The organism is Acinetobacter sp. YH12156 (assembly GCF_013418235.1).
Taxonomy (GTDB): Bacteria; Pseudomonadota; Gammaproteobacteria; order Pseudomonadales; family Moraxellaceae; genus Acinetobacter; species Acinetobacter pseudolwoffii.
The window spans coordinates 15,293-34,160 of sequence record NZ_VPCL01000017.1 but is presented as its reverse complement, the minus strand read 5'-3'; the positions used below and the strand labels follow the sequence as shown (position 1 = coordinate 34,160).

At 43.7% G+C, this 18,868-nt stretch carries 17 protein-coding genes; 9 read left to right on the top strand and 8 right to left on the bottom strand.

What is annotated here, in order from left to right:
* Window positions 1-51 precede the first annotated feature (51 nt).
* Together FTU87_RS14010 and omp38 are read right to left on the bottom strand one after the other, a co-directional pair.
* Window positions 52-585, bottom strand: a complete 534-nt coding sequence (locus FTU87_RS14010; RefSeq protein WP_100329173.1) for a peptidase C39 — start codon at window positions 583-585, stop codon at window positions 52-54.
* A 100-nt stretch (window positions 586-685) separates the two neighbouring features.
* Window positions 686-1,738 carry an outer membrane protein Omp38 gene (gene omp38 / locus FTU87_RS14005; RefSeq protein ID WP_180097679.1) on the bottom strand — a complete coding sequence of 351 codons (1,053 nt, stop codon included), beginning with the start codon at window positions 1,736-1,738 and terminating at the stop codon, window positions 686-688.
* A gap of 375 nt (window positions 1,739-2,113) precedes the next feature.
* Here omp38 and FTU87_RS14000 point away from each other — a divergent pair, with 375 nt between their 5' ends.
* Together FTU87_RS14000 and FTU87_RS13995 are read left to right on the top strand one after the other, a co-directional pair.
* The gene (locus FTU87_RS14000; RefSeq protein WP_164543224.1) at window positions 2,114-2,635 is read left to right on the top strand and encodes a GspH/FimT family pseudopilin; all 522 of its coding nucleotides are present in this window, start codon (window positions 2,114-2,116) and stop codon (window positions 2,633-2,635) included.
* Window positions 2,636-2,745: 110 nt separating this feature from the next.
* Window positions 2,746-3,921 carry a thiolase family protein gene (locus tag FTU87_RS13995; protein WP_005098003.1) on the top strand — a complete coding sequence of 392 codons (1,176 nt, stop codon included), beginning with the start codon at window positions 2,746-2,748 and terminating at the stop codon, window positions 3,919-3,921.
* A gap of 174 nt (window positions 3,922-4,095) precedes the next feature.
* On the opposite strand, the gene FTU87_RS13990 is transcribed toward FTU87_RS13995, so the two are convergent.
* The 4 genes from FTU87_RS13990 to FTU87_RS13975 form a co-directional block, all read right to left on the bottom strand.
* Window positions 4,096-5,082 (bottom strand): diaminopimelate dehydrogenase, encoded by a 987-nt coding sequence (locus FTU87_RS13990; RefSeq protein ID WP_180097677.1) that lies wholly within the window; start codon window positions 5,080-5,082, stop codon window positions 4,096-4,098.
* A 287-nt stretch (window positions 5,083-5,369) separates the two neighbouring features.
* Window positions 5,370-5,855 (bottom strand): DUF934 domain-containing protein, encoded by a 486-nt coding sequence (locus tag FTU87_RS13985; RefSeq protein ID WP_005098005.1) that lies wholly within the window; start codon window positions 5,853-5,855, stop codon window positions 5,370-5,372.
* Window positions 5,848-7,491 (bottom strand): nitrite/sulfite reductase, encoded by a 1,644-nt coding sequence (locus FTU87_RS13980; protein ID WP_005098006.1) that lies wholly within the window; start codon window positions 7,489-7,491, stop codon window positions 5,848-5,850. The genes FTU87_RS13985 and FTU87_RS13980 overlap by 8 nt, the downstream gene beginning before the upstream one ends.
* A gap of 257 nt (window positions 7,492-7,748) precedes the next feature.
* Window positions 7,749-8,870 (bottom strand): CaiB/BaiF CoA-transferase family protein, encoded by a 1,122-nt coding sequence (locus FTU87_RS13975; RefSeq protein WP_100354973.1) that lies wholly within the window; start codon window positions 8,868-8,870, stop codon window positions 7,749-7,751.
* Between the two features lie 212 nt (window positions 8,871-9,082).
* On the opposite strand from FTU87_RS13975, the gene FTU87_RS13970 reads away from it, so the two are divergent.
* The 4 genes from FTU87_RS13970 (at window position 9,083) to FTU87_RS13955 (ending at window position 14,402) form a co-directional block, all read left to right on the top strand.
* Window positions 9,083-10,093, top strand: coding sequence for an AraC family transcriptional regulator (locus FTU87_RS13970; RefSeq protein WP_005098008.1), 1,011 nt, complete (start codon window positions 9,083-9,085; stop codon window positions 10,091-10,093).
* Between the two features lie 170 nt (window positions 10,094-10,263).
* Window positions 10,264-11,469: an acetyl-CoA C-acetyltransferase gene (locus tag FTU87_RS13965; protein ID WP_180097675.1), complete on the top strand. Its 1,206-nt coding sequence runs from the start codon at window positions 10,264-10,266 to the stop codon at window positions 11,467-11,469.
* 295 nt (window positions 11,470-11,764) lie between these two features.
* The gene (locus tag FTU87_RS13960; RefSeq protein WP_180097673.1) at window positions 11,765-13,900 is read left to right on the top strand and encodes a 3-hydroxyacyl-CoA dehydrogenase NAD-binding domain-containing protein; all 2,136 of its coding nucleotides are present in this window, start codon (window positions 11,765-11,767) and stop codon (window positions 13,898-13,900) included.
* Between the two features lie 160 nt (window positions 13,901-14,060).
* On the top strand, window positions 14,061-14,402 hold the full coding sequence (locus FTU87_RS13955) for a hypothetical protein (RefSeq protein ID WP_034608399.1): 342 nt from the start codon (window positions 14,061-14,063) through the stop codon (window positions 14,400-14,402).
* A gap of 70 nt (window positions 14,403-14,472) precedes the next feature.
* Here FTU87_RS13955 and FTU87_RS13950 read toward each other — a convergent pair whose 3' ends face one another.
* Window positions 14,473-14,904 carry a GNAT family N-acetyltransferase gene (locus FTU87_RS13950; RefSeq protein WP_074383497.1) on the bottom strand — a complete coding sequence of 144 codons (432 nt, stop codon included), beginning with the start codon at window positions 14,902-14,904 and terminating at the stop codon, window positions 14,473-14,475.
* The gene (locus FTU87_RS13945; RefSeq protein WP_180097671.1) at window positions 14,898-16,121 is read right to left on the bottom strand and encodes an SAM-dependent methyltransferase; all 1,224 of its coding nucleotides are present in this window, start codon (window positions 16,119-16,121) and stop codon (window positions 14,898-14,900) included. Before FTU87_RS13945 ends, FTU87_RS13950 begins: the two co-directional genes overlap by 7 nt.
* A 103-nt stretch (window positions 16,122-16,224) precedes the next feature.
* On the opposite strand from FTU87_RS13945, the gene FTU87_RS13940 reads away from it, so the two are divergent.
* The 3 genes from FTU87_RS13940 (at window position 16,225) to FTU87_RS13930 (ending at window position 18,851) form a co-directional block, all read left to right on the top strand.
* The gene (locus FTU87_RS13940) at window positions 16,225-16,869 is read left to right on the top strand and encodes a hemolysin III family protein (RefSeq protein ID WP_005098015.1); all 645 of its coding nucleotides are present in this window, start codon (window positions 16,225-16,227) and stop codon (window positions 16,867-16,869) included.
* Window positions 16,870-17,011: 142 nt separating this feature from the next.
* Entirely contained in the window at window positions 17,012-18,319 is a 1,308-nt protein-coding gene (locus tag FTU87_RS13935) for an MFS transporter (RefSeq protein WP_074383499.1), read from the top strand.
* 130 nt (window positions 18,320-18,449) lie between these two features.
* Window positions 18,450-18,851: a hypothetical protein gene (locus FTU87_RS13930; protein ID WP_180040192.1), complete on the top strand. Its 402-nt coding sequence runs from the start codon at window positions 18,450-18,452 to the stop codon at window positions 18,849-18,851.
* Window positions 18,852-18,868 lie beyond the last annotated feature (17 nt).

Below are 18,868 nucleotides of genomic sequence, written 5' to 3'. Positions count from 1 at the left end.
CCATCATAAATTAAAAAATCAGCCTACAGGCTGATTTTTTAATTTCTTAGATTAGTTATGCCGCATGACAAAATTACGGTCATCAATCACAATCACTTGCTGACAGATCCCCTCTGCCTGACGCTGCTGCTCGAATACATCTGCCGGCATCGCATCAAAACTGTCAAAGAAACTGATCTCATGTTCATCTATTGCATAGATCAATGAATGATTACCGACCCCTTCTAAGGTATCGTAGAAAACAATCACGAAACGGCCTGCTTCCACCTGCTGCTGGATTTCTGCACAAGAGATCACACGCTCTTCAACAGGTATTTTAAGTGTCTGTGCTTGTTGATAAAAATCAAGCTCGACTGGCTGTTTATCTGCATCATATTCGCTAAAAAAAGCAACATCCAGTCCCAGCGTCTGCAAAGCCACTGTAAGGGCAATAGTTGAAGTTCCCATTTCCGGATTGTGACGACAGAGCTGAACCAAGTCCGGAATATGCAGGTCAATTCCATAATGATGGAAAATCATCCAGATCGAGAAAATTCCGCTATTGGCTTCCAGATTTTGTAAATCTTCAGGAATTTCAACACCCATGTTATCACTCAATTACATCTTTAATGACTCAGTGTAGTCAAAATTCAGATATAAAAAAAGCGGCTCATAGGAGCCGCTTTTTTAACAATTCAATAATTAATTATTGAGCTTGTTGTTGACCTTCAACTAGTACAGTACGGCTACCAGTGATTGTCGCGAATACACGACGGTTCATAGCACGACCTTCTTTAGTGTTGTTGTCAGCAATCGGTTGATCCCAAGCGAAACCTTGAGTAGACAAGCGAGATGCATCTACGTTGTATTCATTCACAAGTGAAGATTTAACAGAGTTAGCACGAGCCAGAGACAAACGTTCGTTTAGTGCACGTGGACCAGTGTTATCAGTGTGACCTTCGATGCGAGCAGTAGCGTTTGGATATTCAACTAGCTTCTCAGCAACTTTCGCGATTTCAGGTTTGTATTGATCTTTGATGTTTGATTTGCTGGTATCAAAGAACACACGAAGTTCCATGTTCAGGTCTTCAGTCAACTCTTGTGGAGCTGGAGCAACCGGAGTTACAGGCTCAACTGGAGCAACTTCTACTACTGGAGCAGCTGGCTTCAGACGGCCACCTAGAACTACGTTAAGACCAGCAAGTGCTGTATAGTTCCAGAATTTTTCGTCAAAGTGGTAAGTACCACGAGCTTCAGTACGTAGTGCCAATGCATCATTGATGTGCCAGAATGCACCGATACCCGCATTACCTAGAGTACCTTCTTCTTCATTACCACGAGTACCGCGATTTACACCTTCAAATTCGTATTTGTAGTGACCAGCACCTAGAAGCATGTATGGCTTCACTTTGCTGTCATAGTTGCCAGTAAATACATCAGAAGTTGCGTAGAAGTTACCTGCAATATTCTGACCTTTGTATTCTGCACCAGGAGCTGCATAATCTACATCACCTTTAACTTGGCTGTATTCAGCTTCAAAACCTAACCAAGGAGTAAGTTCTACACCAATAGCTGCACCTACAAATAAATCATCTTGTAATTCAGGGCTGCTTGTAAGCTCACCATCATTACCGCCATTGTTGTGCTGAGTGTCTTGGAATGTATAACCTAACATCAACGGAGTAACAGTTACGCCTGCATTTGCAGCAGCAAAAGGTGCAGCTACAAGCATAGCTAAAGCAATACGACTCATTTTCATGGATTTATCCTCCAGAGATAACAATTGTTGTTCAAGCTCAAGCCCGTAATAGGCCATCCTGAGATAGGCTTTTTATTACCCCAGTTTTATTCTTAAGCTATTCACATGGCATCATACAAACACTTTATTATTTTTCCAAGTGCTTGATTAATTTAATCAAGTAAATTATTGACAAAATTACTTACAATTTCCGTTGTAATTCAGTAATTTTTTACTCAATTTTTTATTCTGAATGACCTATTGTGATTGCCAATTATTTTTTAATCGCTTTCTTGAAATTTGAGTAACAACCAAATTACACGCTCAACAAAGCATAAAAAACGCATAATTAATAACATGTTTCTTATAAAAATAATATATAAATCAGGTAACTCTATGTATAAAAAAATAACAAGAGCGTTCACTATTGTTGAGTTAATTATCTGTATTGCAGTGATTGCAATTTTAGCCAGTATTGCTTTACCTTACTTTCATGAGTATCGTTCCAAACAGGAAGCCAAAAATATCCCAATCAAATTATCTGCGATTAACCGCTATGCACGCAGCCAGGCAGCAGTGTTTCATCAGAATATTGTCATCTGTCCAAGCCAGGATTCCCTGACTTGTCAATCTAACCAATGGAATAAGAATATGCTGGTCTTTATTGATAAAAATAAAAATCGGCAAGTCGATGCGGGCGAACAAATTTTACACATTGATGCTTTGAATCTTAAATATGGCAACCTTAGTTGGCGAGGCGCATTAAGTTCACCAAGTGTCACCTATCAGGCACATACCGCCCTTCCGATTGGTTCGAATGGCAGTTTCTATTATTGTTCTGCTCAACTTTCAAGTCAACAGCGTATTGTACTGAGTAAAATGGGACATATCCGGGTAGAAAGTCTCCCTTCTTGCTAACAGAACTATGCAGTTTATGATTGACTGCGATTAGCGCTTCAATCCTGAGTTTTTTTCAATATACTGCTTATGTTTGAAAAATTGATTAAAACTCATACGGAGATATAACAATGACTGATATCGTAATTGTCAATGGTGCACGCACAGCCATGGGTGGCTTTCAGGGTAGCCTTGCCAGTGTAACTGCACCTGAACTGGGTGCGGCTTCAATTAAAGAAGCGATTGCTCGCGCAGGCTTACAAGCAGCAGATATTGAAGAAGTCATTATGGGTTGTGTCCTTCCTGCGGGTTTGAAACAAGGTCCTGCCCGTCAAGCGATGCGTCAAGCCGGCCTTCTGGATTCAACGGGTGCTGTGACCATTAACAAACTCTGTGGTTCTGGCATGAAAGCGGTGATGCAAGCAGCCGATATGATTAAAGCCGGTTCTGCAAATATTGTGGTTGCAGGGGGGATGGAATCAATGACCAACGCGCCTTATGTATTGCCAAAAGCGCGCGGCGGCTTCCGCATGGGACATGGCGAAATTAAAGATCATATGTTCCTAGATGGTCTTGAAGATGCTGAGACAGGTCGTTTGATGGGTTCATTTGCCCAAGATATGGCAAATACCAAAGGCTATACTCGCGAACAGATGGATGATTTCGCCATTCGCTCATTGAAACGTGCACAAACTGCTGTGAATGAAGGCTATTTTTCTGATGAAATCGTAGCAGTTACGGTAAAAACACGTAAAGGTGATGTGGTTGTTGATAAAGATGAACAACCGTTCAATGCCAATATTGATAAAATTCCAACCCTGCGTCCAGCCTTTGCCAAAGACGGTACCATTACCGCTGCCAATGCCAGCTCAATTTCTGATGGTGCATCAGCTCTGGTGATTAGCTCAGCGGATCATGCCGCAGCAAAAGGTTTAAATCCTTTGGCCAAAATTGTTGCCTATGCTTCAAATTCACAGCATCCTTCTGAATTTACCATAGCGCCAGTGGGTGCAATTCAAAAGGTTCTCGATAAAGCAGGTTGGAATGCTCAAGATGTCGACCTCTGGGAAATCAATGAAGCCTTTGCCATGGTGACCATGTGTCCAATGGATGAGTTCAAGCTTGATCCTGAAAAAGTCAACATTAACGGCGGTGCCTGTGCCCTCGGTCATCCTGTCGGTTCAACCGGTTCACGTATTATCCTGACTTTGATTCATGCGCTGAAACGTACCGGTGGTAAACGTGGTATTGCTGCACTTTGTATCGGTGGCGGTGAAGCGACTGCTGTGGCGATTGAGTTGCTTTAATTAAAAGTCTCCCTTTTAAAAGAGAGATTTAGAGGGATTTTAGAAATCCTCCCCTCTTGCGGAACATCGTTCCTCATCCTTTAATAAAGGAGGGGGAATTTTAGAAATCAAAAAGCCTCCAATTGGAGGCTTTTTATCGTCAAATATTCAAAGCTGTACTTTAAATGATAAGACTTAAAGAATTTCTTTACGAAGTTGCTCAGGTGATTTCATTGACAACAAGCCCGGTGCCACATCAAATGCTGTTTTTGCACCATACTGCTGCATTTGATTTAAACGATAAGTTGCACGTGCATAAGCAACTAAAACGCTGGCTGTAAATTCTGGATTACTTTCTAGTTTTAATGAAAACTCAAGCACTTGTTTATGTGCATCACTGGTGTTTCCACTACGAATCACAAAACCACCATGCGGCATACGTTGGTGATCTTGTGCTAAAGTTGCTTCATCAATGAAATTCACAGTCGTGTCATAGTCGGCAAAATAATCCGGCATGGTCACAATCGCTTGCTTCACTGCTTCTGCATCTGCACCCTCTGCAAGCACCACATAACACTCACGGGTATGTTTTTCTTTGGTCGTTAATACTGGACGAACACCACTACGTACTTTCTCAATTGCTTCTGTTGAAGGAATGGTATATTGCACCCCTGCTTTCACACCTTCTACACGACGAATGGCATCTGAATGACCCTGACTTAAGCCTTTGCCCCAGAAAGTATAGGTTTCACCGTCTGGTAGTAAAGCTTCACCAAATAAGCGATTGATCGAGAACATGCCTGGATCCCAACCAATGGAGATCATCGCAGTTTTCTTGCTGGCTGTTGCAGGTGCATCGACCGCTACATAATATTCAGGAATACGTGCGTGGGTGTCAAAACTATCGACAATATTAAACTGGCTGGCCAAGATCGGACCTTGTTGCGGTAAGTCGTCTTTTGAACCGCCACATAAAATCAACACATCAATTTTATCTTGGAAATCTGTCAGTGAGTCCATATGGAACACTTGGGTTGCTGCGAAACAAGGAGATACCGTTTCAGGCGCACGACGGGTAAAAATACCCACAAGTTGTAAATCTGGATTCTTTTGAATGGCGGTTTCAACGCCACGACCCAAGTTGCCATAACCAGCAATACCAATACGGATAGAATTTTGCATAAAGACAAGTCACTTCATCATGAAAAAATTAAAAAAATAAATCAGATGACGATCCCATTAAAATCGCCCTCTTGATTGATTTTGCATACTCGAAAATTAGCGCTCTGCTCGCGTTACTCTCAGCATAAAGATACTTATGCTACAGCAATTCGCAGCAATTTAAAGCATTCAGGATAGTATAGAAACAATCATATCTATCGTCTAAAGCAAACAAAAAGCCTGCATTGCAGGCTTTTTGTTTATAAGAAAAATAGACTTATTTACAGACAAGCTTTTTAACCCTCAGGTTAGGCACCTGTTTGATAATTTGCCTGATTCACCGCGGTCGATGCCTGGTACGGATTTTTAAAATCATTTAAACCGGCAGCCGCCTCCTGAATGTCTTTACCTTCTTTAATCACGAAAGTATCGAAACCAGAACGCTTCATGTAGTTCAACACATCTTTGAATACATCACCAGTGGCACGAAGTTCGCCTTGAAAACCTTGACGGCGTAAAAGTGCTGCAAATGAATAGCCACGGCCATCATTAAAACCGGCGAATTCAATAAAGATTGCATCTAATTGAGCTAGCGGAAATTCATTGCTTTCAGGTGAAGCATCAACGGTTAAGTACAATGCTTTTTTACCTGAAACATGGCGAAGTTGATCTAACTGATCTACCGTCAGGACCACATCACCTTGTGGTAAAACACCCTCTTCACCGATGAGCTGATAAGTATTTTCTGTCACTGTGCCATCTTTAGAGAGCACTGCGAGTGCGGTATTAAGCATATGCACGCTCCTTGAATGGTTGGATGCCAACACGGCGATAAGTATCGATAAACTCTTCAGCATCCTGACGTAGATCAAGATAGGTATTAAGAATTTCTTCTACAATATCCGGCACTACATCTGCTGCAAATGACGGCCCAAGAATGTCGCCAATTGAGGCATCATGGTCTGCATTACCGCCAAGCGTGATCTGGTAGAATTCAGCGCCTTTTTTATCAACACCCAAAATCCCGATATTACCGACATGGTGATGACCACAGGCATTCATACAACCAGAGATGTTCAAGTCCAGTTTACCCAAGTTGTAAATGGTATCCAGATCATCAAAACGGCGTGAAATCGCTTCAGAAATCGGAATCGATTTTGCATTGGCCAATGAACAGAAATCACCGCCCGGGCAGCAGATGATGTCGGTCAAGAAACCGATATGCGCGCGTGCCAGATTGTTTTGTTCAAGGGTTTGCCATACAGCAAACAAATCTTTTTGCGGCACATCGACCAGCGAGATATTTTGTTCATGCGTGGTACGTAATTCACCGAAAGTGTACTGATCGGCAAGGTCTGCAATCAGGTTCATTTCTTCAGTGCTGACATCACCCGGTGCAATGCCGGCACGTTTCAGTGAAATCGTCACAATACGATAACCTTTCACTTTATGGGCATTGGTATTGATATTGAACCACTGTTTGAATTTTGGATATTGCGCAAACAATTCAGTAAAATCTTCATCTGCATAATCTTGATAATCAAATGGGGTGAAGTTTTCATCCATTTTTGCCAAGGTGTCTGCATCGATTTTCAAAGTCTTAACAGTATGCGCAAATTCAGCTTCAACTTTCTCAGCAAATACCGCTGGCGTTAAAGCTTTGACCAAAATTTTGATACGGGCTTTATATTTGTTGTCGCGACGACCATGCAAGTTATACACACGAAGCACTGCTTCAAGATAAGCAATCAAGTCTTCACGTGGCAGGAACTCACGGATAAAGCTGCCAATCACTGGAGTACGGCCAAGACCACCACCCACTTTGATTTTATAGCCCATTTCGCCGGCTTCATTACGCACAATATATACACCGATATCGTGAAATGCAGTGGCGGCACGATCGGTTTCTTCAAGCGCAGAGACTGCAATCTTGAACTTACGTGGCAAGAAGGCAAATTCCGGATGGAAAGTTGACCATTGACGGATCAATTCACAGGTCGGACGCGGATCGGCAATTTCACCAGCCACTACACCGGCATACTGATCCGTCGTGGTATTACGGATACAGTTGCCTGAAGTCTGAATCGCATGCATTTGCACGGTCGCCAGTTCAGCCAGCATATCTGGCACGTTTTCCAGTGCCGGCCAGTTAAACTGGATGTTTTGACGGGTCGAAATATGCGCGTAACCACGGTCATATTCTTTAGCCAAATCAGCCACTTTACGCAGTTGCTTTGAGTTCATCAAACCATAAGGCACTGCAATACGTAACATCGGCGCATAACGCTGCACATACAGACCATTTTGCAGACGAAGCGGACGATACTCATCTTCGGTGAGTTTGCCGGCTAAATAACGTTCCGTTTGGTCACGGAACTGTGCAACACGTTCATTAATCAGTTGCTGATCGAAATCAGTATATAAATACATGGCGTACAGCTGCTAGTAGTTTCTATTATATCGATCGCAAGGATAGCGAGATTAAACCTATCAATAAAATGCTTTTTATACATATTTCATAGCTGTTTTATTGATAAGCCTGCCAAAGTTTCACTGATATCACGGTTTAGCGCATTTAGTGTAGTTTTAAAGCAATAACGCTTTAATTCATCAATCGTTAGCAGTTATCTTCATATAGTGATATTTCAATCTTTTACCCTTTTTTGTCTTTTAAATAATTAAAAATATTACCATTTTTCACTCTCACCCAAAAACTGACCGACAAAATCATAACGTATCTTTGAACGTGAAAATTTAATCGGACAGGCCAGTTGTGCTTCGGTCTGCTGACTATCGGGTTTTAATGGAACCTGTACTAGCCATTCTCGCTGTTGCGCTAAATCAGAATGTAAAGCTTCTTCAAGTTTTAGCACCGGCTCGACACAGACATCCAGCGCTGCGAATAGTGTTTGCCATTCCGCTAATGGTTTTGACTTTATTCTATTTTGAATTGCCTGTTTCACCGCAGCACGATCTTCTGGAGCAAAAGAATTGCCTTTTTCTAGAATAATCGGCAGTTCTAAAGCCTGTGCCAATCCCTGCATAAATTGAGGTTCCAGACTGCCAATCGACAGATAACGTCCATCCTGTGTTGCATAATAGTCATAGAAAGTCCCGCCATTCAGATAGCCAGACTCAGGTCGTTGATGCTGATTGCCAGCCAGACTGGCGGATGCGGCCAGATTATTCATGGTGACCACACAATCGGTCATGGAAATATCAATATATTGACCTTTACCGCTGCGCTGGCGTTCGATCACTGCCGCCAGAATTGCAATCACGGCATGCATAGAACCACCGGCTACATCGGCAACCTGAATGCCTAAAGCAGGTGGCCCACTTTCGATCCGGCCACTGTGTCCAGCAATACCGGACAAGGCCAGATAGTTAATATCATGTCCTGCTTTCGCTTTGTAAGTACCGGTTTGGCCATAGCCAGTGATGGAACAGTAAATTAATTTGGGGTTAATTTCGCTTAAGGTTGAGTAGTCCAGCCCAAGCCTTTGCATCACGCCGGGACGGAATTGCTCAATCACAATGTCATAATCTGCAACCTTGGATTTGACCAATTCGATATTGGTCGGATCTTTCAAATCCAGTGCTACCGATTGCTTGTTTCGGTTCAGATAACTCTGTGAAGTGGCCTGTCCATTGGCAAAGGGGGGCATTAATCGCAACAGGTCCGGGCGGGTCGGTGATTCAATATGCACAACCTCGGCGCCGAGATCAGCCAGATATAATGTCGCGAATGGGCCTGGTAATAATGTAGAAAAGTCTAGAATTTTCAATCCTTTTAAGGTATATGACATTGGAATATTTACTCTACTTATATTGCTTTTTCAGCATCATAGAAACATAAATGCATAAAAACAATGTCATGTTCAGCCATTTACCTTGATAGTTTCGGCAATCTAATATGTAAGAAAATGGCAAAGGTGTTCTTGTAAATTGCCATTGCTTTATTATTTTTCGTCATTTAGGTCAAATATTAGTGAACATTAAAGAGACTGAAGGATTAAACATGAGTCGTGATACGATCAGTATCCATTTCGTCAACGCAGCTCTATCTGGCGTTAAACGTCTGGGCATGGATGTCGATACTTTATTGTCTCACGTCGGGATTGAAGCAGAACTGCTGCATCAGCCCAAAGCGCGTATTTCACCTGAACAATATACCCGCTTTATAAAAATGTTGTGGATGGTGACTCAGGACGAGCATGTCGGTTTTGATAAACAGCAACGCCGTCTGGGTACATTTGCGATCATGTGCCAGCTGATTATTCATGCCAAAACCCTCGGTGATGCACTGGAACTTTCCTCGCAGTTCTATAAACTCTTCGGTGATGACTGGTCGGTGACCCTGGAACGTGACAAACACGAAGCACGTCTGGTGCCCCTCATTCCAAATGCGATGGATCCGGATCATTTTATTACCGAAAGCATGCTGATGATCTGGCATGGTCTGGCATCTTGGCTGATTGAACGTCGTTTACCGCTGGAACGTGTGCATTTTAGCTATCCACGTCCAGTCCATGCCGATGAATATGATGCCCTGTTCTTTGCGCCGGTAATGCAGTTCGACATGCCACGTACCGAAATCACCTTTGCTGCGGACTATCTGGACCTGCCGATCCGTCAGAATGAAGAAACCTTAGAGGAATTCTTAAAAGCTGCGCCTGCTCAGCTCCTAGTGAAGTTTAAAAATACCAACTCGCTGACCTCAAGAATCCGTGATGTATTGAAGAGCCAGATTGGCGAAGAAATGCCGACATTGAATGATGTCGCGTCAATGCTGTATTTATCTCCTCAAACCTTGCGCCGCCGTCTGGCAGCCGAAGGTAAAAGCTATCAAGGTGTGAAAGATGCCTTGCGCCGTGATGCCGCGATTCATCTGTTATTGAATCCAGATCTAACCCTCGAAGATGTCGCGCAGCAGGTCGGTTTCAGTGAAACCAGTACCTTCCATCGTGCCTTCAAGAAATGGACCGGTGTAACCCCAGGTCTATATCGCCAGTTGCATGGTTATCATTAATTAAAATTCTCGATATCCTCTTCTCCAGCCCAGGCTTCCAGACCTGGGCTTTTTTTATTGGCAAAAATCGTCAAATGATCTGGTCCGTTCTCGTCATTGCACTTCAAAATTTAAGTATTACACTCGAGTCATTAGAATAATTTTCAGCAAATTAATAAAAGGGACATGCTATGAGCGAGGCATATATTATCGACGCCATTCGCACGCCACGCGGAAAAGGTAAAAAAGATGGATCTTTACATCAAGTCAAACCCATTTCATTACTGACTGGCTTACTTAACGAACTTCAGGCACGTCATCAATTTGATACATCAAAAGTCGATGATATTGTGCTGGGTTGTGTCACACCGATTGGTGATCAAGGCGCCGATATTGCCAAAACCGCGGCGATCGCAGCGGGTTGGGACAATGATGTCGCCGGTGTACAAATCAACCGTTTCTGTGCTTCCGGTCTGGAAGCTGTCAATCTGGCTGCACAAAAAGTCCGTTCTGGCTGGGAAGATCTGGTCGTTGCAGGCGGCGTCGAATCCATGTCCCGCGTAGCGATGGGTTCCGATGGCGGTCCTTGGGCACTAGATCCTGAAACCAATATGGCCTGTGATTTTATTCCGCAAGGTATTGGCGCGGACTTGATTGCCACGATTGACGGTTATAGCCGCACCGACGTAGACCAGTTTGCCGAGCAATCCCAGAAGAAAGCCGCTGCTGCACAAGCCAATGGTTATTTCAACGCTTCTGTTATCCCGGTCAAAGACAAGGCCGGTGTGGTGATTCTGGACAAAGACGAATTTATCAAACCGACCACAACTGCTGAAGGCTTAGGCAAACTCAATCCTAGTTTCGCGACCATGGGACAGATGGGCTTTGATGCCATCGCCCTACAAAAATATCCTGAAGTTAGCACGGTGAATCATGTGCATCATGCCGGGAATTCTTCCGGAATCGTCGATGGTGCAGCCGTGGTTCTCATCGCATCGGAACAAGCGATCAAAGAACAAGGTTTAAAACCGCGTGCCAAAGTACTGGCCACGGCGCTGGTCGGGGCTGATCCTACCATTATGCTGACCGGCCCTGCCCCGGCAGCACGTAAAGCTTTGGCTAAAGCTGGCTTGACGATTGATGATATTGACCTGTTTGAAGTCAATGAAGCTTTTGCTGCGGTGGTGATGCGATTTATTAGCGAACTCAATGTTGATCCAGCGAAAGTGAATGTGAATGGTGGTGCAATCGCTATGGGTCATCCATTGGGCGCAACAGGCGCGATGATTCTGGGAACTTTACTGGATGAGTTAGAACGCCAAGGCAAAAAACGTGGACTAGCCACACTGTGTGTCGGTGGCGGTATGGGCATCGCCACCATTATTGAATTGGTTTAACTCAAATATTTAAAGTGTTTGATTCACGTTTTAGTCATATGCAACCTGAGCAAAACCAAAGCACTGCTTTGGTTTTAGCGCAAGATCATTGTTTTACAAAATTAATAGATTTTGCGTATGACAATGGTTTGCCTACTTTTGCTAAATGAGAAATACATTTCGCAAGACAGGTCAAACTGAAGCTTAAACCAAGAATTTAGATGAATTTGGAAAGGCTCTGTAATAAGGAAAATTTCTAAAATCTAATCAGGATATTAACTCCAAATTCATCCCATTATGATCTGGATAAAAATTTATGAGCGCAATTCAATATCAAAAAACTGAAGATAATATCGTCATTCTGACCTTTGATTCTCCAAACCAGTCTGCCAATACCATGAATGCAGATTTTCGTAGCGCTTTGGCTGAAACCGTAGAAAAACTCAAAGCTGATGAAAATATTACAGGCATCATTTTCCGGTCTGCGAAAAAAACTTTCTTTGCCGGTGGTGATCTGGATGAACTGATTCAAGCTACACCTGAACATGCGACTGAATTCTTCAACATGATTGAAGAGATGAAAGCACAGATGCGTTATATCGAAACCCGCGGCATTCCGGTTGTGGCTGCACTAAATGGCACAGCACTGGGCGGTGGCTGGGAGATTGCTCTGTGTGCCCATCATCGTATTGCCTTGAATGACCCTAAAAGCAAGTTTGGCCTGCCTGAAGTCACACTGGGTTTACTACCCGGTGGCGGTGGTATTGTCCGTAGCGTGCGCCTGCTCGGCCTGCAAAATGCCTTTCCCTTGTTGATGGAAGGCAAACAGTTGGGTATAGAGAAAGCCCGATCTTTAGGGCTGATTCACGATGTGGCAGACAATACCGATGAACTCTTAGACAAAGCCATTGTCTGGATCAAAGCCAATCCGAAGTCACAACAGCCTTTTGATGTAAAAGGCTACAAAATTCCGGGTGGTAGCCCTTCAACGCCAGCAGTTGCACAGATGCTGGCGATTGCCCCAGCGATGCTGCGTGATAAAACCAAAGGTTGCTATCCTGCACCTGAAGCAATCATGTCGGCAGCGGTAGAAGGTGCTCAGGTCGATGTCGATACGGCGCTGACCATTGAATCGCGTTACTTTACTTATCTGGCCACCGGTCAGATTTCTAAAAATATGATCGCTACTTTTTGGCATGGATTGAATGCGATCAAATCCGGTGCCAGCCGTCCCCAAAAGGTTGCGAAATGGAAAGCCACTAAAGTTGGCATTCTGGGCGCAGGCATGATGGGTGCAGGCATTGCTTATGTGACTGCCAGCAAAGGCATTCAGGTTATTTTAAAAGACATTTCGATTGAAGCGGCTGAAAAAGGTAAAGCTTATAGCCAGAAACTGCTGGATAAAAAAGTAGCTCAAGGACGTTTATCTGCTGATCAACGAGATCAGGTTTTAAGCCTGATTCAAGCGACTGCATCCAATCAAGATCTGGCCGGTTGTGACCTGATCATTGAAGCGGTGTTTGAAAATCCCGCACTGAAAGCTCAAGTCACACAAGAAGCAGAACAGTATCTTGCCAGTCATGGCGTGATGGCATCGAATACTTCGACCCTGCCTATTATAGAGTTAGCCCAGGCTTCAAAAAATGATCAGAACTTTATCGGTCTGCATTTCTTTAGTCCGGTCGATAAAATGCAGCTGGTCGAAATCATCAAGGGGCAAAATACTTCAGCAGAAACACTGGCCAAAGCCTTTGACTTTGTCCAGCAGATTGGCAAATTACCGATTGTGGTAAATGACAGCCGTGGCTTCTTTACCAGTCGTGTCTTTGGTACGTTCGTTCAAGAAGGTTTGCGCCTGCTGGCAGAAGGCGTGCATCCGGCGCGGATTGAAATGGCTGCACTCAAAGCCGGTATGCCAGTCGGGCCATTGGCCATTCAGGATGAAGTGTCCTTGACCCTCTCCGAACATGTGGCCAATGAAAGATACAAAGTCTTAGAAGCACAAGGTCAGACCATCACCAAATCACCCGCAGATGAAGTCATTCACAGTATGATTCATGAGTTTAACCGTAAAGGTAAGGCTGCCGGTGCAGGTTTTTATGATTATCCAGAAAATGGTAAAAAGCAGCTCTGGACGGGTCTCAACCACTGGAAAAAAGAGGTTGATCTTTCTGAACAGGAAATGATGGATCGTTTCCTGTTTGTGCAGGCACTGGATACCGTGCGCTGTCTGGAAGAAGGCGTGCTGGAGTCTGTGGTCGATGCCAATGTCGGTTCCATTTTTGGCATTGGCTTTGCAGCCTGGACGGGTGGCGCGGTGCAATTCTTAAATCAGTATGGTCTGGCCAAGGCGCTGACCCGTGCCAAGGTACTCGAAAACAAGTATGGTGAACGCTTCAAAGCACCGCAACTCCTGAAAGACCGGGCAGCAGAAGGCCAGCCGATTCAATAATTTTGAGCTCTAAATAAAAAGAGGAACTGAGTTGCTCTTTTTATTTTCCGGATTTGGCTGAATCACTGGATACACTCGTCTAATGACAGATTTCGATCTGCTTTTTGATCAATTTATGTTATAAAGTTACATAAGTTTGATATCCACGTGGGTAAGACCTATGACTGATCACAGTTCACCTGAAAAATCCCCTTGGGGTTGGAAAGCACTTATTATCTTCTGTATTTTAGGTGGATTATTCATGTTTATTTTTTGGCTTGCGGTGACGAATGAACCGGATTACATGCCAAGCCAGCAAAATAAACAGACGACCCAGCAGCATGCTTTTAAAAATGCACCGACCATGTCTCCTGAAGCAATTGCGAAGGCTCAAGCAGATCGTGAGGCACGTGCGACTGCCAATACGGCTCATTCCGATACAACAGCGAATGAACATAATATGTCAACTGAAGAACATGCCAACATGGAGAGTGCCGAGCATAGCTCAGCGCATGGCCACTGATCTTGATTCAGTAAGGGCGTAAAAAAGCGAGGTCAATGCCTCGCTTTTTTGTATCTCAATAACTAAAAAATTAAAGCTTTAAATACATATCAATATGCGGGATGCCGCAATCCAGATAGTCTTCGCCCTGAACCTTAAAACCCAATGCCTGATAAAAACCGATGGCATGTACTTGCGAAGACAGTTTTAAATCTTTTCGATGATCTGCTTTGGCATAATCGATAATCGCCTGCATCAATTGCTGCCCGATTTTCAAGCCACGATGTGACTTTAACACTGCAACACGACCTACACTGTTATTCGCCAGCAATCTTGCAGTGGCTATCACATGACCCTTTTCATAGACCACAAAATGGATGGAAATGGCATCTTGCTCATCCCATTCCTCTTCAGCGGCAATATTCTGCTCTTGAATAAACACGGCTTCGCGAATGGTTTTGGCATGCTTCGCTAAATCCTCCCAACCACCCGAAACAATTTTAAACTCTGAATCCTTTAGCATTTAGAACCAATCCCCTGCTGATCCCACTGATTATTCAATAACAATTCCAGTGAATGTTTTTGGATAGCGTACATTTCTTTCAAGTCCTGAATCTGTTTCAAGACCTCCTGATCGGGTTGTTGGTAATCTTTGCGTTTCGTCGCCAGAATCATTTTATTTTTACTGGTATGTTCCAGTGCCACAAACTCAAAAACTTTGGTTTCATAACCATAGGCTTTCAGCAATAACGCACGAATGGTATCGGTCAGCATTTCTGCCTGTTGACCGGCATGAATACCAAATTGCAGCATCGGACTCAGCACTTTTGGCGCCTGTAACTGTGGGCGCAATTCCTTATGGCAACATGGCGCACACATGATCATCTGTGCATTCAGGCGAATACCGCTGTGAATCGCAAAATCCGTTGCCACATCACAGGCATGCAAAGCAATCATTACATCCAGACGTTTCGGTGCATAAGTACGCACATCGCCCTGAAAAAAGTCGAGCTGATCAAAGCCAGATTGTTGCGCGACCTTTTGGCAGAACTCGACCATTTTCGGATTCAGTTCCCCCCCTGTAACCCACGGCGTCTCACCATGTTTTTGCATATAGTCATATAAAGCACAGGTCAGATAGCCTTTACCGGAGCCAAAATCCACCACACGCAGACCTTCGACTTGTGGCTTGAGCTGCGCCAATGCACCCGAAAAAATCTCGACAAACTTATTAATCTGTTTCCATTTACGCGCCATGCTGGGAATGATCTGCGCGTTATGATCGCTAATGCCGAGATGCTGTAAAAAGATGCTGTCCTGATCAACATAACGTTGTTTAATCCGGTCATGACCCTGTTCAGCGGACTTGGCCTGAAGCGTCGAGTTTTTGTTTTTAGTACGAGTCAACATGGCTTTTTTCTTGTTTTTTTTCAGCTGTAATTCTTCATCTAGCGTCAGCAAATTGGCTTGCTTGCAACATGCCAATAATGCCGTCACCTGCGCCAGTGCATCCGCTAAAGGATAGTTTTTGGTGACATCCTGAGTTTTATGGCGATACAGACAGCTCAGTACTTTTTGCCCATTTAATGAAATGACTCGCAAGGTCATTTTCTCTAAATCCTGCAGTTCACCTTTATACTGGCTTAAGATCAGACGATCAAATTGATCACTTTCAACAGCTTGCTGAAATACATCTAAAAACTGCTGTTCTTGGTCTGAGAGAGTTGCCAACGTTGACATAGATAAAACCTGAAATGAATTGCCCCTCAAGTTTAAATCTTCTTAACCTAAAAGCAAAATTGAATTACTATACAAATGTATATTTTAAAGAAGAATGACAATCATGCAGAATGCGCCGCTGGTTCCAGATTATGATCACACTGAGGAACGAATTAATTATATCAGTCATGCTGTGGGTGCTGGATTATCGGTAATTGCTGGTATTCTTTTGATTATTAAAGGGTCTTATCTCAGTACTGGACAATGGATTGGACTTTGGGTCTACGCGCTGAGCATGATCTTGCTGTTCTCTGCGTCCATGCTCTATCACATGGCCACCGCAGCAGACCGTCGTTATTTTTATAAAAAAGTTGATCATACTGCAATTTATTATTTAATCGCCGGAACCTATACGCCTTTCCTGTCAATTGCCATTCCAACAGCCAAAGCCCAGTATTTATTGATTGCACTCTGGGTGATCGCCCTCATTGGTACACTGTTCAAGTTCGTTTTCATTCATCGTTTCCAGAAAATTTCTTTAGTGGCTTATCTGGTCATGGGCTGGCTGGCGCTGCTGGTGATGGATGATATGCAACAATATCTCAGTGCTCAATCTTTGACCTTTCTGATCATTGGCGGATTGGCTTATACCGTAGGTGCATTGTTTTACGCTTTAAAAAGAGTAAGATATACCCACGCTATCTGGCACATATTTGTATTGATAGGCGCAGGATCACATTTTCTGTCTATCTATCTTTACGTGATTTAATCATCTTCTTTTTCATTTCAGTGACCCTGAGCGAGTTAAAGCGAGAAGATTGCAGTTGTTTTTTTAAAAAATTACGCCTTTTTTAAAAAGATTACGCTTTTAAAACTAAGCTTTTTTATTTTTAGTAAGTGTAAGGTTCTCCATGGCGTCGTCTAATTCTGCTGCTCAGCCAGCACAAAATTCAAAATTTCGCGTTTTAACCGCGAGCTTGGTCGGTACTACAATCGAGTTCTTCGATTTTTATATCTATGCCACTGCTGCTGTCATTATTTTTCCATATCTGTTCTTCCCTGCAAGTACAGATCCGATGACTGCCACCATTCAGTCGCTTGCCACTTTTGCCATTGCTTTTATTGCCCGCCCGATTGGTGCGGCACTCTTTGGTCATTTAGGTGACCGGATCGGGCGAAAAGCCACATTGGTCGCTGCCTTGCTGACCATGGGTATTTCCACCGTTGCGATTGGCCTCTTGCCCACTTATGCGCAAATCGGGATTGCTGCACCACTCTTGCTTGCACTCTGTCGTTTAGGTCAGGGCTTGGGGCTGGGTGGTGAATGGTCAGGTGCCGTACTTCTTGCCACCGAGAATGCACCTGAAGGTAAACGTGCCTGGTATGGCATGTTCCCACAACTGGGTGCTCCAATCGGCTTTATTCTGGCAACAGGTTCTTTCCTGACGTTGGGCGCTTTCATGTCTGAGGCTGACTTTATGGCTTGGGGCTGGCGTATTCCATTTATCTCAAGTGCCTTGCTGGTGATTGTCGGTTTATGGATTCGTTTAAAACTGCATGAAACCCCGGCATTCCAAAAGGTGCTAGATAAACAAAAAGAAGTGAACATTCCATTTGTTCAAGTCTTCAAAAAACATTCTCGCATGCTGGTACTCGGCACCATCGCTGCAATTTGTACCTTCGTGGTGTTCTACCTCACCACAGTATTTGCATTGCAATGGGGTACTAAACAGCTAGGTTATTCTCGTGAAGAATTCCTGCAATTGCAGTTGGTTGCAACCCTATGTTTTGCTGCCTTTATTCCACTTTCTGCAGTATTGGCCGAGAAGTTTGGCCGTAAAACCACCTCGATTGCAGTCTGTGTTATCTCTGCCATCTTCGGGATTTTCTTTGCAGATATGCTGGAATCTGGCAGCACGCTGGTGGTATTCCTGTTCTTGTGTATTGGTCTGGCGATCATGGGTTTAACCTATGGGCCAATCGGCACTGTATTGTCTGAAATCTTCCCGACTTCAGTACGTTATACCGGTTCTGCATTGACCTTTAACCTGGCAGGCATCTTTGGTGCATCCTTTGCTCCGCTGATTGCCACCAAACTGGCAACGACTTATGGTCTGTCTGCAGTCGGTTATTACCTGACCGCAGCATCAATCCTGTCACTGATTGCATTTCTGTTGATTCGTGAAACCAAGAATGATGATGTAAATAATCAAATTTAAAGTCTTAGTTTGATTTAAAAGCCAGCATTCGATGCTGGCTTTTTTATGATTTCACAACAAAACTCTGCTACTTATCTCGTTAAATTTGCTCAACAATCAAATGGACTCAACCAGACAATGAGACAAGGCAATGCAGGAGCTTATTGAATCCCTAACCCAGAAACAGTTGGTCAATATTATCATTTTGCTGGAAGATGATAAAAAAATAGAGGCCGTTCGCTATATCACCGAGCATACGACTTTGAATGAAATCCAGGCGCTGCAAGTGATTGAAGAGATTGTCCGTGAGCACGATGTGGTCATGAAAACTGAAAGCACAGGACCGCGCTTTAGTGATGATGCAGGTGAGATTGACCTGGTAACGCCTCCCCTTGAAATTCCGACCCATCCGAGCCTGAATACCCCCACAGAAGCTGAAATTACCGCACGACAATTACGCGAAGAAGTCCCAACCCGAAAAATTGAAAATAAAATCTGGATTCTGGCAGCCATTGCAGTGCTGTTATTGATCCTGATCTGGATCATTAGTTAAAGCTGAACAGGACAATA

What these genes read in the sequence shown, in the direction of transcription:
- FTU87_RS14010 (WP_100329173.1), bottom strand. Translation starts at nt 585, where the DNA reads ATGGGTGTTGAAATTCCTGAAGATTTACAAAATCTGGAAGCCAATAGC.
- omp38 (WP_180097679.1), bottom strand. Translation starts at nt 1,738, where the DNA reads ATGAAAATGAGTCGTATTGCTTTAGCTATGCTTGTAGCTGCACCTTTT.
- FTU87_RS14000 (WP_164543224.1), top strand. Translation starts at nt 2,114, where the DNA reads ATGTATAAAAAAATAACAAGAGCGTTCACTATTGTTGAGTTAATTATC.
- FTU87_RS13995 (WP_005098003.1), top strand. Translation starts at nt 2,746, where the DNA reads ATGACTGATATCGTAATTGTCAATGGTGCACGCACAGCCATGGGTGGC.
- FTU87_RS13990 (WP_180097677.1), bottom strand. Translation starts at nt 5,082, where the DNA reads ATGCAAAATTCTATCCGTATTGGTATTGCTGGTTATGGCAACTTGGGT.
- FTU87_RS13985 (WP_005098005.1), bottom strand. Translation starts at nt 5,855, where the DNA reads ATGCTTAATACCGCACTCGCAGTGCTCTCTAAAGATGGCACAGTGACA.
- FTU87_RS13980 (WP_005098006.1), bottom strand. Translation starts at nt 7,491, where the DNA reads ATGTATTTATATACTGATTTCGATCAGCAACTGATTAATGAACGTGTT.
- FTU87_RS13975 (WP_100354973.1), bottom strand. Translation starts at nt 8,870, where the DNA reads ATGTCATATACCTTAAAAGGATTGAAAATTCTAGACTTTTCTACATTA.
- FTU87_RS13970 (WP_005098008.1), top strand. Translation starts at nt 9,083, where the DNA reads ATGAGTCGTGATACGATCAGTATCCATTTCGTCAACGCAGCTCTATCT.
- FTU87_RS13965 (WP_180097675.1), top strand. Translation starts at nt 10,264, where the DNA reads ATGAGCGAGGCATATATTATCGACGCCATTCGCACGCCACGCGGAAAA.
- FTU87_RS13960 (WP_180097673.1), top strand. Translation starts at nt 11,765, where the DNA reads ATGAGCGCAATTCAATATCAAAAAACTGAAGATAATATCGTCATTCTG.
- FTU87_RS13955 (WP_034608399.1), top strand. Translation starts at nt 14,061, where the DNA reads ATGACTGATCACAGTTCACCTGAAAAATCCCCTTGGGGTTGGAAAGCA.
- FTU87_RS13950 (WP_074383497.1), bottom strand. Translation starts at nt 14,904, where the DNA reads ATGCTAAAGGATTCAGAGTTTAAAATTGTTTCGGGTGGTTGGGAGGAT.
- FTU87_RS13945 (WP_180097671.1), bottom strand. Translation starts at nt 16,121, where the DNA reads ATGTCAACGTTGGCAACTCTCTCAGACCAAGAACAGCAGTTTTTAGAT.
- FTU87_RS13940 (WP_005098015.1), top strand. Translation starts at nt 16,225, where the DNA reads ATGCAGAATGCGCCGCTGGTTCCAGATTATGATCACACTGAGGAACGA.
- FTU87_RS13935 (WP_074383499.1), top strand. Translation starts at nt 17,012, where the DNA reads ATGGCGTCGTCTAATTCTGCTGCTCAGCCAGCACAAAATTCAAAATTT.
- FTU87_RS13930 (WP_180040192.1), top strand. Translation starts at nt 18,450, where the DNA reads ATGCAGGAGCTTATTGAATCCCTAACCCAGAAACAGTTGGTCAATATT.